We start from the raw sequence: 15,570 nt of genomic DNA on the forward strand, positions 1-15,570 counted from the left end.
AAAGCGGAAGTCCCCGTCCGCATTCCGGGCGCAATCCTCACCAGACGTCCCCACCAGGCATTCTCAGCAGCAGCGGAATCCCTGCCGTGGATCCTTCTCCTGCCGGTCCGTGCGCATCCGCTCGAAGTCACGCCGGGACGGCACCTCGGCCCGAGGGTGGTCCTTTCGTACGTGCGCGACATACCGGTCGTACGCCGACTCGTCGGTCAGCTCCCGCACGTACCAGCGCACGCCCCTAAGAGCTCGTGCCACTGCCGACCGCATCGCGCTCCTCCTCCTTCTCCTCCCGGGTCGGGATCAGCCCGGCCGGGGCGACGAGCTTCGACTCGACGTACGGTGCCTCGCTCAGCGTGGACAGGGCCGGGCGGCGGATGTGCCGGACGCAGACGCGGGTCGCGTCGACGATCACGACGACGATCAGGATCGCCAGGATCGCGGTGAGGACGCCGTCCACCGTGGAGTTGATGACCACGGTGCGCATGTCGTCCATGGACTTGGCGGGCGCCAGCACCTCGCCCCGGTCGATGGCGTCCTGGAACACCTGGCGCTGCTTGAAGAAGCCGACCTTCGGATCGGACGAGAAGACCTTCTGCCAGCTGGCGGTCAGGGTGACCGTCGCGTCCCAGGCGAGCGGAACCCCGGTGATCCAGGCCCACTTGAGACGCCCCGACTTCACCAGCAGGGTCGTGCAGACGGCCAGCGCGACGGCGGCCAGCAACTGGTTGGAGATGCCGAAGATCGGGAAGAGCTGGTTGATTCCTCCGAGGGGCTCATGGACGCCGACCCACAGGAAGTAGCCCCACAGCCCGCACACGATGCCGCTGGTGATGAACAGGCCGGGCTTCCAGCTGACGTTCTTGAACGGCCGGTAGATGTTGCCCAGGGTGTCCTGGAGCATGAAGCGGCCCACGCGCGTGCCTGCGTCCAGCGCGGTCAGGATGAACAGCGCCTCGAACATGATCGCGAAGTGATACCAGAAGGCCTTGAGGCTCCCGCCGGTCACCTCGGAGAAGATCTGCGAGACCCCGACGGCGAGCGTGGGCGCGCCGCCGGTGCGGGACAGCAGCGTCGACTCCTCCACGTCCTGGGCCGCCTTGGCGAGTTCGGCGGGGGTGATCTGGTAGCCCCAACTGCCCACCACCTGCGAGGCGTTCTCCACCGTCGTACCGATGACACCGGACGGCGCGTTCATCGCGAAGTACAGGCCTGGGTCGATGATGCTCGCCGCCACCAGCGCCATGATCGCGACCGACGACTCCATCAGCATGGAGCCGTAGCCGATCATCCGGACCTGCGTCTCCTTCTGGATCATCTTCGGCGTCGTACCGGACGAGATGAGCGAGTGGAAGCCGGACAGGGCGCCGCAGGCGATCGTGATGAAGACGAACGGGAAGAGCGAGCCCGCGAACACCGGCCCGTCGCCGCGCGAGGCGAAGTCGGTGACCGCGGGCATCCTCAGCGTCGGCAGCGCGATCACGACGCCGAGCGCGAGCAGCAGGATCGTGCCGATCTTCATGAAGGTGGACAGATAGTCGCGCGGCGCGAGCAGCATCCACACCGGCAGGATCGAGGCGATGAAGCCGTACGCCACCAGCCAGATGACCAGCGTGGACGGCGCGAGGGTGAAGGTGTCGGCCCAGGACGACTCGGCGACCCAGCGGCCCGCGACCAGCGCGAGCAGCAGCAGCGCGACGCCGATGAGGGAGACCTCGGCGACCCGGCCGGGGCGCAGTACCCGCAGGTAGAAGCCCATCAGCAGCGCGATCGGGATCGTCATCGCGATGGAGAAGGTGCCCCACGGGGACTGTGCGAGGGCGTTGACGATGACCAGCGCCAGCACCCCGAGCAGGATGATCATGATGGCGAAGGCGGCCAGCAGCGCCGCCGCGCCGCCGAACGGGCCGATCTCCTCCCGCGCCATCTGGCCCAGCGACCTGCCGTCCCGCCGCGTGGAGAAGAACAGCACCACCATGTCCTGGACCGCGCCCGCGAAGATGACGCCCACGATGATCCAGATCGTGCCCGGCAGATAGCCCATCTGCGCCGCAAGCACGGGCCCGACCAGCGGTCCGGCGCCCGCGATCGCGGCGAAGTGGTGGCCCAGCAGAACCCGGCGGTCGGTGGGATGGAAGTCGATGCCGTTGTTCAGCCGTTCCGCCGGAGTGGCCCGGGTCTTGTCGACCTTCAGGACCTTGTACGCGATGAACTTGGCGTAGAAGCGGTAGCCGATCGCGTACGAGCCGAGGGCCGCCGCGACCATCCAGGCGGCGGACACGTCCTCGCCCCTGGCCAGCGCGAGCACCGCCCAGCCGACGGCTCCGACCAGCGCGACAAGACTCCAGATGACGATCGTTCGAACGTTCGCGGTGCGCACCGGCTCGCCCTCCCGTCCATGCGATGACGGGAGGACGGTAGAACAGGAATGTGATCTGCGCTACACCGCGTGCAGGTGTTCGCCCTACGAACGACCCTATTCCTGCGGCCGCTTCAGTCGGGCGACGAACTTGTAGCGGTCCCCCCGGTACACCGACCGCACCCACTCCACCGGCTGTCCCTCCCGGTCCAGCGAGTGCCGGGACAGCATCAGCATCGGCAGGCCGACGTCGGTGCCGAGCAGGCCGGCCTCGCGGGGAGTGGCCAGCGAGGTCTCGATGGTCTCCTCGGCCTCGGCGAGATGGACGTCGTAGACCTCGGCGAGGGCGGTGTAGAGGGAGGTGTACTTCACGAGCGACCTGCGCAGGGCGGGGAAGCGCTTGGCGCTCAGGTGGGTCGTCTCGATCGCCATCGGCTCGCCGTTGGCCATGCGCAGCCGCTCGATGCGCAGCACCCGGCCGCCGGCCGTGATGTCGAGCAGTTCGGCGAGGCGGTCGTCGGCGGTGATGTACCCGATGTCGAGGAGCTGCGAGGTGGGTTCGAGGCCCTGGGCGCGCATGTCCTCGGTGTACGAGGTGAGTTGGAGCGCCTGCGAGACCTTGGGCTTGGCGACGAAGGTGCCCTTGCCCTGGATCCGCTCCAGGCGTCCCTCGACGACCAGTTCCTGCAGCGCCTGGCGCACGGTGGTGCGCGAGGTGTCGAACTCCGCGGCGAGGGTGCGCTCGGGCGGGACCGGGGTGCCGGGCGGCAGCGTCTCCGTCATGTCGAGCAGATGCTTCTTCAGGCGGTAGTACTTGGGCACGCGCGCGGTACGGACGGTGGCCCCACTCTCGTTCTCCGCACTGCTGACGTCGGTGCTCATGCTCTGCCTTCCCGGCTCCGGATGCGGGTCACATCGTGATCCCCTCTGTATACCGTTGCCGCCTCTTTTGGTCTAGTCCACAGAGGTAAGTGGTCTAGCGGACGACAGTACTCCGCGCGCGCTGATTTCGCTGTCTTCTTACTTAAAGGTTCCTGCATATGTAGGTCGCATAACGGCTGGTCGGAGCCGTTTCGAACCCCCTTGACAGGGGTGTTGGTCTGGTCCAGGCTCCCGGTACTGGTCTACACCATTGGTCCAGTCCCGGCCCCGATGGCGGTACGGGGGGCATCCCTGAGGAGGGTGGCGTGAAGCGCAAGCTGATAGCCGCGATCGGTATCGCGGGCATGATGGTGTCCCTTGCGGCGTGCGGGGACAGTGACAGCGGGGGTTCGGACAACACCGGCGCGGATGCCAAGGAGCTGACCGTCTGGCTCACCGTCGACGCGCAGAACAACTGGCCCGAGCTGGTGAAGGCCGCGGACGACGCGATCAAGAAGAAGCACCCCGGCATCAAGATCAACCACGAGTACTACGGCTGGCCCGACAAGAACACCAAGCTCGACGCCGTCCTCGCCACCGACAAGGCCCCCGACGTGGTCGAGATGGGCAACACCGAGATGCTCGGCTACATGGTCAAGGGCGCCTTCGCCCCCGTCGACCCGGCCAAGTTCGACAACGCGGAAGCCTGGCTGGATGGCCTCAAGGCCTCGGTGACGTACGAGGGCGAGACATACGGCGTTCCGTACTACGCCGGCGGCCGGGTCGCCAACTGGCGCAAGGACGTGGCGGCTTCGGTCGGCGTGAAGTCCCCGCCGAAGACGTACGAGGAGCTGACCTCCGCCCTGGACAAGATCCAGAAGGAGGAGGGCGACAAGTTCAGCGCCTGGTACCAGCCCACCCGTGACTGGTACGCGGCCATGTCCTTCGTCTACGACGCCGGCGGCTCCATCGCCGAGGAGTCCGGCGGCCAGTGGAAGGCCAACCTCTCCTCGCCCGAGTCCATCAAGGGCCTGGAGGCGTTCAAGAGCGTCGTCGACACGTACATGCACGGCGACAAGACCAAGGACGAGGCCGACCGCTACATCGTCTACGGCCAGGGCAAGTCCGCCATGATCTTCGGCGCGGCCTGGGAGGGCGCGACCTCCGAGGACCCGAAGAACGACAAGACCGGCAAGCTCAAGGGCAACCTCGAGAGCTTCGTGATGCCCGGCCCGTCCGGCAAGAACCTCCCGGTCTTCCTGGGCGGCTCCGACCTCGCCGTCCCGGTGAAGTCGGACGCGCAGGCGGTCGCCGCCGAGTGGATCAACGCCTTCGCGGGCGCCTCCGGCCAGAAGGGGCTGATGGCCAAGGGCAACCTGCCCAACAACAAGACCGACCTCGCGACCCTCAAGAACGACCCGGCGACGGCCGTCCCGGCCACCGCCGCCGAGTCCAACTGGTTCGTCCCGATGGCGCCGGGCTGGGGCCAGGTCGAGAAGGCCCAGATCCTGCAGACCATGCTGCAGAACATCGGCACCGGCAAGAAGACGGTCGAGGCCGCCGCGAAGGAAGCGGACGCAGCGATCGACAAGGTCATCAACACCAAATGACCTGAGGCAGGGCCCCGTTGACCCCGGGGGGATTTCCGGGGCGGGGCCCTGTTTTCCGTACGACGTTTTCCGTACGACCTGAGGGACCGCTGAGGAGCGCGCGGATGAGTGCCGCAGACACGACCACCCCTGCCAAGGTGCCGCCGCGGCGGCAGTCGCCCCCACCACCGGCTGTCGCGAAGCAGCCACCGAGAGACCGGAAGACGTCGGGCGGACGCGGCCTGCCCTGGCTGCTGCTCGCCCCCTGCCTCCTCATCCTCGCACTCGTCCTCGGCTACCCCCTGGTCCGTCTGGTCACCCTCTCCTTCCAGGAGTTCGGCCAGTCCCAGCTGTGGGGCTTCAAGCCGGCGAAGTCGGTCGGGCTCGACAACTTCACCAAGGTGCTGGGCGACGGGCAGTTCTGGACGGTCGTCGTACGGACGATCGTCTTCGCGGCCGGTTGCGTGATCTTCACGATGGTCATCGGCATGCTGATCGCGCTGCTCCTCCAGCGGGTCTCCGGCTGGATGAAGACCCTGATCAACATCGCACTGGTGGCGAGCTGGGGCATGCCGATCATCGTGGCGACCACGGTCTTCAAGTGGCTGTTCGACGCGGACTACGGCATCCTCAACGCGCTGCTCAGCAAGTTGCCCGGCGTGGAGATGATCGGCCACAACTGGTTCGCGAGCGGGCCGGAGGGCCTCGCGGTCATCATGCTGCTGGTGGTGTGGGGCGCCGTGCCCTTCGTGGTCATCACGCTGAGCGCCGGTCTGACCCAGGTCCCGAAGGAACTGGAGGAGGCGGCCCGGCTGGACGGCGCGGGCGCCTGGGGCGTGTTCCGCTACGTCACGCTCCCCATCCTCAAGCCGATCATCGTGATGCTGACGACCCTGTCGGTCATCTGGGACATGGGCGTCTTCCCGCAGGTCTTCGTGATGCGCAACGGCCATCCCGAGGCCGAGTTCCAGATCCTCACCACCTACTCGTACGACCGCGCGTTCGTGGTCAACGACTACGCGCAGGGCTCGGCGATCGCCCTGCTCACCGTGGTGTTGCTGCTGGGTGTCGTGGCCGTGTACATGCGCCAGATGCTGAAGATCGGAGAGGTCGAATGAGCACCGTGGTCCCTCAGGCCCCCCGGAAGTCCAAGGCGGGCTGGAACCTCCTGGGCCTCCTCGTCTTCCTCACCGCGGGCTTCCCGGTCTACTGGATGCTGAACACGGCGTTCAAGCCGGAGAAGGACGCCATCGACCCGGACCCGAGCCTGTGGCCGACCGCCCTGACCTTCTCCAACTTCGGCCGGGCGCTGGACATCGCGGACTTCTGGGGCCCGGTCGGCCGCAGCCTGATCGTGTCGCTGGCCGTGGTCGTGGTCGGGATGGTCGTAGGCCTGCTGGCCGCGTTGGCGATCTCCCGGTTCGCCTTCCGCGGCCGCAGGATCGTGATCGTGGGCATCCTGGCGGTCCAGATGGTCCCGCTGGTCGCCATGATCATCCCGGTCTTCCTGCTGCTCAACGACCTCGGTCAGTACGACAGGCTGAGCGGCCTGATCATCACGTACCTGACCTTCATCCTCCCCTTCACGGTGTGGACCCTGCGCGGCTTCATCGTCAACATCCCGAGGGAGCTGGAGGAGGCGGCGATGGTCGACGGCTGCACCCGCACGGGCGCCTTCGTCCGGGTCGTCTTCCCGCTGCTCGCTCCGGGCATGGTCGCGACCTCGGTCTACGGCTTCATCCAGGCATGGAACGAGTACCTCTACGCCCTGATGCTGCTCAGCCAGAACAACCAGACCGCGACCGTGTGGCTCAGCAACTTCAGCACCAAGCACGGCACCGAGTTCGCCCCGATGATGGCCGGTGCCACGCTGATGGCCGTGCCGATCGTCGTCCTGTTCCTCCTCGTCCAGCGCAAGATGGCCGCGGGTCTGACCGCGGGCGCCGTGAAGGGATAACGCCACCCGATGACGACATTCGCCAGCGGCACAGACACCCTGACGCGCGATGCGCTGACCGTCCTCCAGCCCGGCTTCCCGGGCACCACCGCCCCCGACTGGCTGCTGCGCCGCCTCGGCGAGGGCCTGGCCTCCGTCGGCCTGTTCGGCCGCAACATCGCCTCCCCCGACCAACTGGCCGCACTCACGGCCCAGTTGCGCGCCGAACGCGACGACGTACTGGTCGCGATCGACGAGGAGGGCGGTGATGTCACCCGCCTGGAGGTGAGGACCGGTTCCTCGTTCCCCGGCAACCATGCGCTGGGCGCGGTGGACGACGTCTCGCTCACCGAGGAGGTGGCGTACGCACTCGGCCGCCGCCTCGCCGAGTGCGGAGTGAACCTCGACTGGGCCCCGTCCGCCGACGTGAACTCCAACCCCTCCAACCCGGTCATCGGCGTCCGCTCCTTCGGCGCCGACACGGACCTGGTCGCCCGCCACACCGCCGCCTACGTCACCGGCCTCCAGTCCTCCGGGGTGGCCGCCTGCACCAAGCACTTCCCGGGCCACGGCGACACCGCGGTCGACTCCCACCACGCGATGCCCCGCATCGACGCCGACGCCTCGGTGCTGTCGTCCCGCGAACTCGCCCCGTTCCGCGCCGCCATCGCCGCCGGCACCCGCGCGGTGATGAGCGCCCACATCCTGGTCCCGGCCCTGGACCCGGACCGCCCGGCCACCCTCTCCAGCCCGGTCCTGACGGAGTTGCTGCGCGGCCGACTCGGCTACGACGGCCTGATCGTCACCGACGGCATGGAGATGCAGGCCATCGCCGCCATCTACGGCATAGAACGCGGCAGCGTCCTCGCCATCGCCGCCGGCGCCGACGCGATCTGCGTGGGCGGCGGCCTCGCGGACGACGAGACGGTACGCCGCCTGCGCGACGCCCTGATCTCAGCCGTCCGCTCGGGCGAACTCCCCGAGGAACGCCTGGCGGACGCGGCGGAACGCGTCCGCGCGCTGGCCCACTGGACGTCCGAGGCCCCGACGAACACGGGCGAGCCCCGAACGGACATCGGCCTCATCGCGGCCCGCCGCGCCCTGAGAGTGACGGCCGCGGAGCCATACGCCCCCCTGACCAAAGCCCCCTACGTCGCCGCCTTCACCCCGGTCGCGAACATAGCCGTCGGCGACGAAACCCCCTGGGGCGTCGCCGCGGAACTGACCCGCCTGCTCCCGGGCACAGAGACGGGCAGCTTCACAGGGGACGAGGCAGGCCCCAAAGCCCTCGCCGCAGCGAACGGCCACCGCATCATCGCCGTCGTCCGCGACGAACACCGCCACGCCTGGATGGCAACGGCCCTCGACACGGTGCTGCAGGAACGCCCCGACACGATCGTGGTCGAGATGGGCGTACCCCAGGCGGCCCCGAGGGGCACGCTGCACATCGCGACGCACGGGGCGGCGCGGGTGTGTGGACGGGCGGCGGCGGAAGTGATAGCGGGAGCGTAACCGGTACGACGACAAAGGCGCCGGTCCCTTGAAGGGGACCGGCGCTGTCTGTACTCAGGGGCGCGGGGCTGTATCGATATGCGGCTCCGCCGCGTGGGCGCGACCAGCCACAGACAACCCGCAGCCGACACTGAACAGAACCCGGCAGACGCCTAGATCCCCTGCCACTCCGGCTTATTGGCAAACGTGTGCCGGAAGTAGTCCGCAAGCTTCAACTTGGAAGCGGCCCCTTCATCGACAACAACCGTCGCATGCGGATGCAACTGCAACGCCGACGCCGGACACACCGCGGCAACCGGCCCTTCCACCGTCGCCGCCACCGCATCGGCCTTCCCCTCACCCGTGGCGAGCAACACCAGATGCCGAGCCTCAAGGATCGTCCCGATCCCCTGAGTGATGACGTGATGCGGCACCTGCTCCATGTCCCCGTCAAAGAAGCGCGCGTTGTCCACCCGCGTCTGCTCGGTCAACGTCTTGATCCGAGTCCGTGAGGCCAGCGACGAGCACGGCTCGTTGAACCCGATGTGCCCGTCCGTCCCGATCCCGAGCAACTGCAGATCCACCCCACCGGCGGCGCCCAACGCAGCGTCATAGGCCTCGCAAGCCCCCAGTACGTCCTCAGCCGTACCGTCCGGCCCCATGAACGCGTCCATCCCGAGCCCCAGCGGCTCCAGCACCTCCCGCCGCAGCACCGAACGGTACGACTCCGGATGCTCGGCCGGCAGCCCCACGTACTCGTCGAGCTGGGCGATCCGCGCCCGAGAGGCATCCACGGCACCGGACTTCACCTTGGCGGCCAGCGCCTCATAGATGGGCAGCGGCGTCGACCCGGTGGCCACGCCGAGCAGGGCGTCGGGCTTGCGCCGCAGGAGTTGCGCCATGGCCTCGGCGATCAGCTCGCCACCCGCCTTGGCGTCCGGAACGATGACAACTTCCACGCTGGGCCTGCCGATCTGAGAAGAGGGGCTCTGGGGGACCCGTAGGGGCTATGTGGTTTAGACCAATCTAACAGAGACGGGCCTTGTGTCCCAGGTGAAGAGGGGCACCCGCACCACCACACTCCCTCCCGCATGCTGACACCCACACACCCGCGCCGAAACGCGAAGCGACCCCTCAGCGACACACCGGCAACACCGCCACGCCCCGGAGCAACGGCGTTCGTCCCTCAGGTCAGCGAACCCCCCGTCGCATCCACCCAGCTCCCGGTCACCCACCGTCCTCCCCGGACGCAAGAGACGCCACCACGTCCGCCACCGAGTTCACCGTGATGTTCCGAGAGCCCAGCACCTTGGACAGGTCGCGGGAGAAGACATCGAGGGCGCCCTTCGTCAGAGCGGGCATCGCCGCAGGTGAACTCCCAGCCGGCGCCGACGCCGCGGCGCTCGCCCGGCACACGGGTGCGGTGATCCAGGGCATGTCCCAGCAGGCGCGCGACGGCGCGAGCCGGGAGGAACTGGAAGCGCTCGCGGAAATTGCCATGGCCAACTGGCCCCGCGCGTAGCCCGAGCGGGTTAGGCTGCGAAGCGCCAACAACGCACAGGGTCCAACAACAAAACAGCTCCCGATGCATAGACACGCCTAGTGGTCTAGTCCACAATGCGTAGGGAAGCTCAAGTGCGTATCAAGCACGGCGCGCTTCACTAGAACCTCCGTCTTCCCCGCACAGGAAGGCGGACGAGGAACCGGAGCTCTCTGCCCTGACTGCCCCGGCTCCTCATCCTTCGGCCGACCGGGACCGCACACCCCGCGGCCGATGCTGCTCCGGGCTGCGGTGCCGGGAGGGTTGAGGGTCCCTCTCAGGCGCCGCGGCCCGCGGGTGTCTTCGAGGGCCGTACGGCAGGCTCGTATGAGAGCCCATACATTTCAGAGCCGTACAAACCGCCAGGTACGCTCGCACACGTGCCCTCCATGAACGAACTGGTCCGCCAGCACACCGCCCTCGACGACTCCGATCTCGAGTGGCTGCATCTGCTGGTCTCGGAGTGGCAGCTGCTCTCCAACCTCTCCTTCGCCGACCTCGTCCTGTGGGTCCCCACCCGCGACGGCACCCGCTATGTCTCCGTCGCCCAGATGCGCCCCAACACCGGCCCCACCTCCTACCAGGACGACATGGTCGGCCACCTCGTCCCGCGCGGCCGGCGCCCCATGCTGGACGCCGCCCACGACGAGGGCCGGATCGTGCGCGAGGGCGACCCCGAGTGGCGAGAAGAGGTGCCGGTCAGGGTCGAGTCCATTCCGGTACGACGGGAAGGGCGCGTCCTCGGTGTCATCGCGCGCAACACCAACCTCCTGACCGTCCGCACCCCGAGCCGCCTGGAGTTGACGTATCTCCAGAGTGCGTCGGACCTCGCGCAGATGATCGCGGCGGGCTCGTTCCCGTTCCCGAACCAGCAGATGGACATGGACGCCGCCCCGCGTGTCGGCGACGGACTGATCCGGCTCGACGCCGACGGCATCGTCCACTACGCCTCCCCGAACGCACTCTCCGCCTACCACCGCATGGGCCTCGCCGCCGACCTCGTCGGCTGCCACCTCGGCAGGATCACCGCCGAACTCGCCCCGTCCCGCGGGCCGGTGGACGAGGCGCTCGCCAAGGTGGCCAGCGGCTGGGCGCCGCGCGAGTTCGAGATCGAGGCCCACGACGGGGTGATCCAGTTCCGCACGATCCCGCTCAAACCCAAGGGCACCCGCATCGGTTCGCTGGTCCTGCTCCGCGACGTCACCGAACTGCGCCGCCGCGAGCGCGAGTTGATCACCAAGGACGCCACCATCCGGGAGATCCACCACCGGGTGAAGAACAACCTCCAGACCGTGGCGGCCCTGCTCCGCCTCCAGGCCCGCCGCATCGAGTCCGACCGCGGACGCGAGGCCCTCGAAGAGGCGGTACGGCGGGTCGGGTCGATCGCGATCGTGCACGAGACGCTCTCCCAGAACCTGGACGAGCGTGTGGAGTTCGACGAGATCGCGGACCGGGTCCTCGCGATGGTCGCCGAGATCTCGCCCGGCAAGGTCACCGGCCGACGCACCGGACGCTTCGGAATCCTGGACGCCGAGGTCGCCACCCCGCTTTCCATGGTCTTGACCGAAGTCCTCCAGAACGCCCTCGAACACGGCTTCCGCGAAGGCGACACGGGAACCGTCGAGGTCACGGCCGTCCGCGGCGGTACGACGAAGGAGGCGCGGCTCCTTGTCACCGTCCAGGACGACGGGGTCGGGCTGCCGGCCGGCTTCGACCCGCACACCGCGGGCAACCTGGGGCTGCAGATCGTGCGGACGCTGGTGGAAGGCGAGTTGGGCGGCTCGTTCGACATGGTGCCGGCGCCGGAGCGGGGTACTCAGGTGATCCTTGACATCCCGGTGCAGGCGAACAAGTAGCGCACGTAGCGTTTGCGCACAGCAAAGAGCCCCGGACCATCCTGTGGTCCGGGGCCAGTGCTCGTGCGTGCTATGCGCATCGGGGGTACTGCGCGCTGCGGCTCGGGGGCGGGAGATGCGTACTCGCTGTACGCGCCGCCAAGCTCAGGCTGTGCGGGGCGGGTGTGTCAGGCGGAGGCCTGACGGGCCCGGTTGCGGGCGGCGCGGCGCTTCATGGCGCGGCGCTCGTCCTCGCTGAGACCACCCCAGACGCCGGAGTCCTGACCGGACTCGAGCGCCCACTGCAGGCACTGCTCCATGACGGGGCAGCGGCGGCAGACGGCCTTGGCTTCCTCGATCTGCAGCAGCGCAGGACCGGTGTTGCCGATGGGGAAGAAGAGCTCGGGGTCTTCCTCGCGGCAAACGGCGTTGTGACGCCAGTCCATGGCTGCTACCTCTCCTTGGTATTACGTGCTGATTGCTTGTGAATGTGAACGCTTTCACGAATCCCTCAACAAGGGAAGGGCCGACCGTCAGGTTTCCCTGGCGTGGTCCTGTGGATTGAAGAGGGGTTCCGGTGATCTGTGGAGGCCGATTCTGCGGGCCGTCCCGATCGCCACGTAGAGACTCGCAAACCTCAGCGGCGGATACAACCCCTTCCGGAAAGTTTTTTTTGATTCCTCGGTGTCGACTAGGTCACAGCCGTACTTCCATGGGGTGGACCCTGGCCTAAACGTTCGAGTGAAAGGACTTTAGCCCCTTCTGCTCACACAATCACACGCAGTGCACGGCGTACGCCTGTGAACGTCACGCTGGTACGCAGCCCGAGGTGGTCGCCGTCCATCTGGAGGGGTAGTGGCGCCTTCGATTGCAAGGTGAACTGGTCCAGGTCGTGCAGGCCCACGGCGTGCTTGCCCTGGGGTCCGTGTTCGGGGGACGAATTGAGCAACTGCGTGCCATACCGGGCGACCGCCGGCATGGACAGCCGGGTCAGACCGAATACGTCGAGCCCGGTATCGAACGAAGCCTTAGGTGACGCGTACATCGGGCGATTGCCCAGATAGGTCCATGGAGCGGTGTTCGAGACTATGGACACCACCAGACCGGTCACCGGCTCCTCGCCGGCCCGCTCGAGCGTGATCGAACCGTGTCTCCGGTTGGACTCACCCAGCAGTTGACGGACGACCTGGCGGACGTAGAGCGCGTGTGTCGACTTCTTGCCCAGCTCCCGCTGCTGCTCGACCCGGCCGACGACACCGCCGTCGAAGCCGAGCCCCGCGTTGAAGGTGAACCAGCGGGCCGGGACGGCCTCGTCCTCGGTGCCCGGTGTGCCCGCGGCGAGGCCGAGTCCGACCGTGCGTTCGCTTTTGTCGCGCAGTGCGTCCAGTACGGCACCGGTGGCCTCCACGGCGTCGTTGGGCAGGCCGAGGGCGCGGGCGAAGACGTTGGTCGAGCCGCCGGGGACGACGGCGAGGCGGGGGAGGTGGTCCGGATCGGGGCCGGCGTGCAGTAGGCCGTTGACGACCTCGTTGACCGTGCCGTCGCCGCCGAGGGCCACCACGAGATCGATGTCGTCGCTCTCCGCGGCCTGCCGGCCCAGGTCGCGTCCGTGGCCGCGGTACTCGGTGGTGACCGCCTCCAGCTTCATCTCGCTGGCGAGCGCATGGATCAGGACATCGCGCGTACGTGCGCTTGTGGTGGTAGCCGCCGGATTGACCACGAGAAGTGCACGCATGCGTTGCAGCGTACCTACTGGGTGGTACCGGGCCCAGTCCAGGTAGGGATCTCGTAAGAGATCCTGGCCATGGCGGCGGACATGGCGAGGGCTACGCTTCAGGGGTGAGCAGTGAGAAGAACCCCTCTTCGGAAACCGCCCCGGAAACCGCAGAACCCCGCCCCCGGCGCCTGACCTGTGCGGCCGCGCTGGCCGGTCTGGAGGGGCTCGCCCTGGTCGTCGGCGGTGTCTGGATGCTCGTCCTGGGGATCACGGGCGACCCGGACGACCGGCAGCAGGCCATCACCGGTGGCGTCACCGTGCTCGTCCTCGCGCTGCTGCCGCTGCTGGCCGCCCGCGGACTTCTCGCCCGGCGCAGCTGGAGCCGTGGCCCGGCCGTCATCACGCAGCTCCTGGCGCTGCCGGTGGCGTACAACCTGCTCCAGGCCGACAGCCTGGCCATTCCCGGCGGTATCGCGCTCGCCGTGGTGGCGGTGGCGGCGCTGGTGCTGCTGGTGAACGCCGAGACGACCCGGGCCCTTGGGATCCAGGGGCCCGGGAACGCGTCTCAGAAGTAGGCGTTCTTGAAGTAGGCCTTACTCCTCCACGAGGAGCTTCTCCCGCAGCTGTGCCAGCGTCCGTGCCAGCAGCCGCGACACATGCATCTGTGAGATGCCGACCTCCTGCGCGATCTGCGACTGCGTCATGTTGCCGAAGAAGCGCAGCAGCAGGATCCGCTTCTCGCGCGGCGGCAGGTCCTCGAGCAGCGGCTTGAGCGACTCGCGGTACTCGACGCCCTCCAGGGCCTCGTCGTACGCGCCCAGCGTGTCCGCGACCGCCGGGGACTCGTCGTCGGTGTCGGGGACGTCCAGAGACAGCGTGGAGTACGCGTTGGCCGACTCCAGGCCCTCCAGGACCTCCTCCTCCGAGATGCCCAGCTTCTCGGCCAGCTCATGGACCGTGGGGGAGCGGCCGTGCCGCTGCGAGAGCTCCGCCGTGGCGGTGGTGAGCGCGAGGCGCAGCTCCTGCAGCCGGCGCGGGACGCGCACCGCCCAGCCCTTGTCGCGGAAGTGCCGCTTGATCTCGCCGACGACCGTCGGAGTCGCGTACGTCGAGAACTCGACCCCGCGGTCCGGGTCGAAGCGGTCGACCGACTTGATCAGGCCGATGGTGGCGACCTGGGTCAGGTCGTCCAGCGGCTCTCCGCGGTTGCGGAAGCGGCGCGCGAGATGCTCGACGAGCGGCAGGTGCATGCGGACCAGCTTGTTGCGCAGCTCCGCGTACTCCGCACTGCCGTCCTTCAGTGTGCGCAGCTCGACGAACATGGCGCGCGCCCCGCTGCGGTCCTGAGGGTCGTGCTGCGTGGCCTGCACGCTGGGCACGCCCGGCTGATCGTCTCGCTCGTGCTCGCTCATCGTCCCGCCCGTCGCCCTTCCCCGAGCCGCCGCCCCTTCCCGGACCGGAGGGACCCCGTTCCGGCCTTCCAGGGGCGCGCTCTGCACGGCACCATCCCGATCCCGCTGCCCGTCGTCCAGGAAGCCGGCCGCCGTCAGGTCGTCGGCGTCGTCCTCCGGATGCGGCCGGGCCTGCTCGGGGATGCCGTCGATGCCGTCAGCCATGCGTCGGGCACCGCTCGGACCGCTTGTGCCCTCGGCCGGCAGCTCCCGTGTGCCGCGCTCTTCGTCCCGCACCGGCCCGTCCCCGTCCTTCACGCCGGCCCGGGTCCCGCGCCGCGCTGTTTGTAGAGGCTGATCGAAACGGTCTTGTCGTCGTCCACCGCGGAGGAGACCTTGCCCGCCAGGGCGGACAGGACAGTCCAGGCGAAGGTGTCGCGCGCGGGGGCGTGACCGTCCGTGGTCGGGGCCGAGACGGTGACCTCGAGCGAGTCGTCGACGAGACGGAAGACACAGCTGAGCACCGAGCCGGGCACGGCCTGCTGGAGCAGGATCGCGCAGGCCTCGTCCACCGCGATGCGAAGGTCCTCGATCTCGTCGAGGGTGAAGTCCAAACGGGCCGCGAGACCGGCCGTGGCCGTACGCAGCACCGACAGGTAGGCACCCGCAGCCGGCAGCCGGACTTCCACGAAGTCCTGGGTCGCGGGCTCGCCTGCGATCTGGGACACCCTCACCTCCAAGGTGGTACAAGCTCTTCGGGGCCGAGGGTCGCCCCCCGGGGTAACGCGATGTGTGTTCAGCGGTGACGCTACCGCGCTCTCGAGTTTCCTGTCCCCCGGGACCCCAACCCCTTGCTG

Annotated in this window: 14 protein-coding genes and 2 pseudogenes; 7 read left to right on the plus strand and 9 right to left on the minus strand. The window is 68.4% G+C overall.

Annotated elements, in window-relative coordinates; all coding sequences use genetic code 11:
- Positions 1–63: 63 nt before the first annotated feature.
- The 3 genes from QQY66_RS32525 to QQY66_RS32535 form a co-directional block, all read right to left on the minus strand.
- Positions 64–264: a YbdD/YjiX family protein gene (locus QQY66_RS32525; protein WP_301983872.1), complete on the minus strand. Its 201-nt coding sequence runs from the start codon at positions 262–264 to the stop codon at positions 64–66.
- Positions 236–2,374 (minus strand): carbon starvation CstA family protein, encoded by a 2,139-nt coding sequence (locus QQY66_RS32530; RefSeq protein WP_301983873.1) that lies wholly within the window; start codon positions 2,372–2,374, stop codon positions 236–238. The genes QQY66_RS32525 and QQY66_RS32530 overlap by 29 nt, the downstream gene beginning before the upstream one ends.
- 96 nt (positions 2,375–2,470) lie before the next feature.
- Positions 2,471–3,235 (minus strand): GntR family transcriptional regulator, encoded by a 765-nt coding sequence (locus QQY66_RS32535; protein WP_301983874.1) that lies wholly within the window; start codon positions 3,233–3,235, stop codon positions 2,471–2,473.
- 305 nt (positions 3,236–3,540) lie between these two features.
- On the opposite strand from QQY66_RS32535, the gene QQY66_RS32540 reads away from it, so the two are divergent.
- From QQY66_RS32540 to QQY66_RS32555, 4 genes are all read left to right on the plus strand, one after another.
- Entirely contained in the window at positions 3,541–4,824 is a 1,284-nt protein-coding gene (locus tag QQY66_RS32540) for an extracellular solute-binding protein (protein ID WP_301983875.1), read from the plus strand.
- Between the two features lie 104 nt (positions 4,825–4,928).
- Positions 4,929–5,921: a carbohydrate ABC transporter permease gene (locus QQY66_RS32545; RefSeq protein WP_301983876.1), complete on the plus strand. Its 993-nt coding sequence runs from the start codon at positions 4,929–4,931 to the stop codon at positions 5,919–5,921.
- Positions 5,918–6,760: a carbohydrate ABC transporter permease gene (locus QQY66_RS32550; RefSeq protein ID WP_301983877.1), complete on the plus strand. Its 843-nt coding sequence runs from the start codon at positions 5,918–5,920 to the stop codon at positions 6,758–6,760. Before QQY66_RS32545 ends, QQY66_RS32550 begins: the two co-directional genes overlap by 4 nt.
- Positions 6,761–6,769: 9 nt before the next feature.
- The gene (locus tag QQY66_RS32555) at positions 6,770–8,251 is read left to right on the plus strand and encodes a glycoside hydrolase family 3 protein (RefSeq protein WP_301983878.1); all 1,482 of its coding nucleotides are present in this window, start codon (positions 6,770–6,772) and stop codon (positions 8,249–8,251) included.
- Positions 8,252–8,403: 152 nt separating this feature from the next.
- Here the strand turns inward: QQY66_RS32555 and nagB are convergent, their stop codons facing one another.
- Both nagB and QQY66_RS32565 read right to left on the minus strand, forming a co-directional pair.
- The gene (gene nagB / locus QQY66_RS32560) at positions 8,404–9,189 is read right to left on the minus strand and encodes a glucosamine-6-phosphate deaminase (RefSeq protein ID WP_301983879.1); all 786 of its coding nucleotides are present in this window, start codon (positions 9,187–9,189) and stop codon (positions 8,404–8,406) included.
- A gap of 227 nt (positions 9,190–9,416) precedes the next feature.
- A pseudogene (locus tag QQY66_RS32565) lies at positions 9,417–9,586 on the minus strand (short-chain dehydrogenase); the annotation flags it as partial.
- On the opposite strand from QQY66_RS32565, the pseudogene QQY66_RS32570 reads away from it, so the two are divergent.
- Positions 9,579–9,752: pseudogene (locus QQY66_RS32570) on the plus strand (TetR/AcrR family transcriptional regulator); the annotation flags it as partial. The pseudogenes QQY66_RS32565 and QQY66_RS32570 overlap by 8 nt on opposite strands.
- Positions 9,753–10,150: 398 nt before the next feature.
- Complete coding sequence (locus QQY66_RS32575; RefSeq protein WP_301983880.1) at positions 10,151–11,626, plus strand: sensor histidine kinase; 1,476 nt, start codon at positions 10,151–10,153, stop codon at positions 11,624–11,626.
- A 167-nt stretch (positions 11,627–11,793) separates the two neighbouring features.
- Here QQY66_RS32575 and QQY66_RS32580 read toward each other — a convergent pair whose 3' ends face one another.
- Together QQY66_RS32580 and QQY66_RS32585 are read right to left on the minus strand one after the other, a co-directional pair.
- Positions 11,794–12,051: a WhiB family transcriptional regulator gene (locus tag QQY66_RS32580; protein WP_016639615.1), complete on the minus strand. Its 258-nt coding sequence runs from the start codon at positions 12,049–12,051 to the stop codon at positions 11,794–11,796.
- Positions 12,052–12,371: 320 nt separating this feature from the next.
- A complete protein-coding gene (locus QQY66_RS32585; protein WP_301983881.1) occupies positions 12,372–13,340 on the minus strand; it encodes a diacylglycerol kinase family protein in 969 nt (322 codons plus the stop codon).
- Between the two features lie 104 nt (positions 13,341–13,444).
- Here QQY66_RS32585 and QQY66_RS32590 point away from each other — a divergent pair, with 104 nt between their 5' ends.
- Positions 13,445–13,897 carry a hypothetical protein gene (locus tag QQY66_RS32590; RefSeq protein ID WP_301983882.1) on the plus strand — a complete coding sequence of 151 codons (453 nt, stop codon included), beginning with the start codon at positions 13,445–13,447 and terminating at the stop codon, positions 13,895–13,897.
- An 18-nt stretch (positions 13,898–13,915) separates the two neighbouring features.
- Here the strand turns inward: QQY66_RS32590 and QQY66_RS32595 are convergent, their stop codons facing one another.
- Together QQY66_RS32595 and QQY66_RS32600 are read right to left on the minus strand one after the other, a co-directional pair.
- The gene (locus QQY66_RS32595; protein ID WP_301983884.1) at positions 13,916–15,031 is read right to left on the minus strand and encodes a SigB/SigF/SigG family RNA polymerase sigma factor; all 1,116 of its coding nucleotides are present in this window, start codon (positions 15,029–15,031) and stop codon (positions 13,916–13,918) included.
- Positions 15,028–15,441: an anti-sigma regulatory factor gene (locus tag QQY66_RS32600; RefSeq protein WP_030784224.1), complete on the minus strand. Its 414-nt coding sequence runs from the start codon at positions 15,439–15,441 to the stop codon at positions 15,028–15,030. Before QQY66_RS32600 ends, QQY66_RS32595 begins: the two co-directional genes overlap by 4 nt.
- Positions 15,442–15,570: the final 129 nt, after the last annotated feature.

Origin of the sequence: Streptomyces sp. DG2A-72, from assembly GCF_030499575.1 — a bacterium.
GTDB lineage: Bacteria > Actinomycetota > Actinomycetes > Streptomycetales > Streptomycetaceae > Streptomyces.

Coding starts and splice junctions, on each gene's coding strand:
- QQY66_RS32525 (WP_301983872.1), bottom strand. CDS start 264: ATGCGGTCGGCAGTGGCACGAGCTCTTAGGGGCGTGCGCTGGTACGTG.
- QQY66_RS32535 (WP_301983874.1), bottom strand. CDS start 3,235: ATGAGCACCGACGTCAGCAGTGCGGAGAACGAGAGTGGGGCCACCGTC.
- QQY66_RS32545 (WP_301983876.1), top strand. CDS start 4,929: ATGAGTGCCGCAGACACGACCACCCCTGCCAAGGTGCCGCCGCGGCGG.
- QQY66_RS32550 (WP_301983877.1), top strand. CDS start 5,918: ATGAGCACCGTGGTCCCTCAGGCCCCCCGGAAGTCCAAGGCGGGCTGG.
- QQY66_RS32555 (WP_301983878.1), top strand. CDS start 6,770: ATGACGACATTCGCCAGCGGCACAGACACCCTGACGCGCGATGCGCTG.
- QQY66_RS32580 (WP_016639615.1), bottom strand. CDS start 12,051: ATGGACTGGCGTCACAACGCCGTTTGCCGCGAGGAAGACCCCGAGCTC.
- QQY66_RS32585 (WP_301983881.1), bottom strand. CDS start 13,340: ATGCGTGCACTTCTCGTGGTCAATCCGGCGGCTACCACCACAAGCGCA.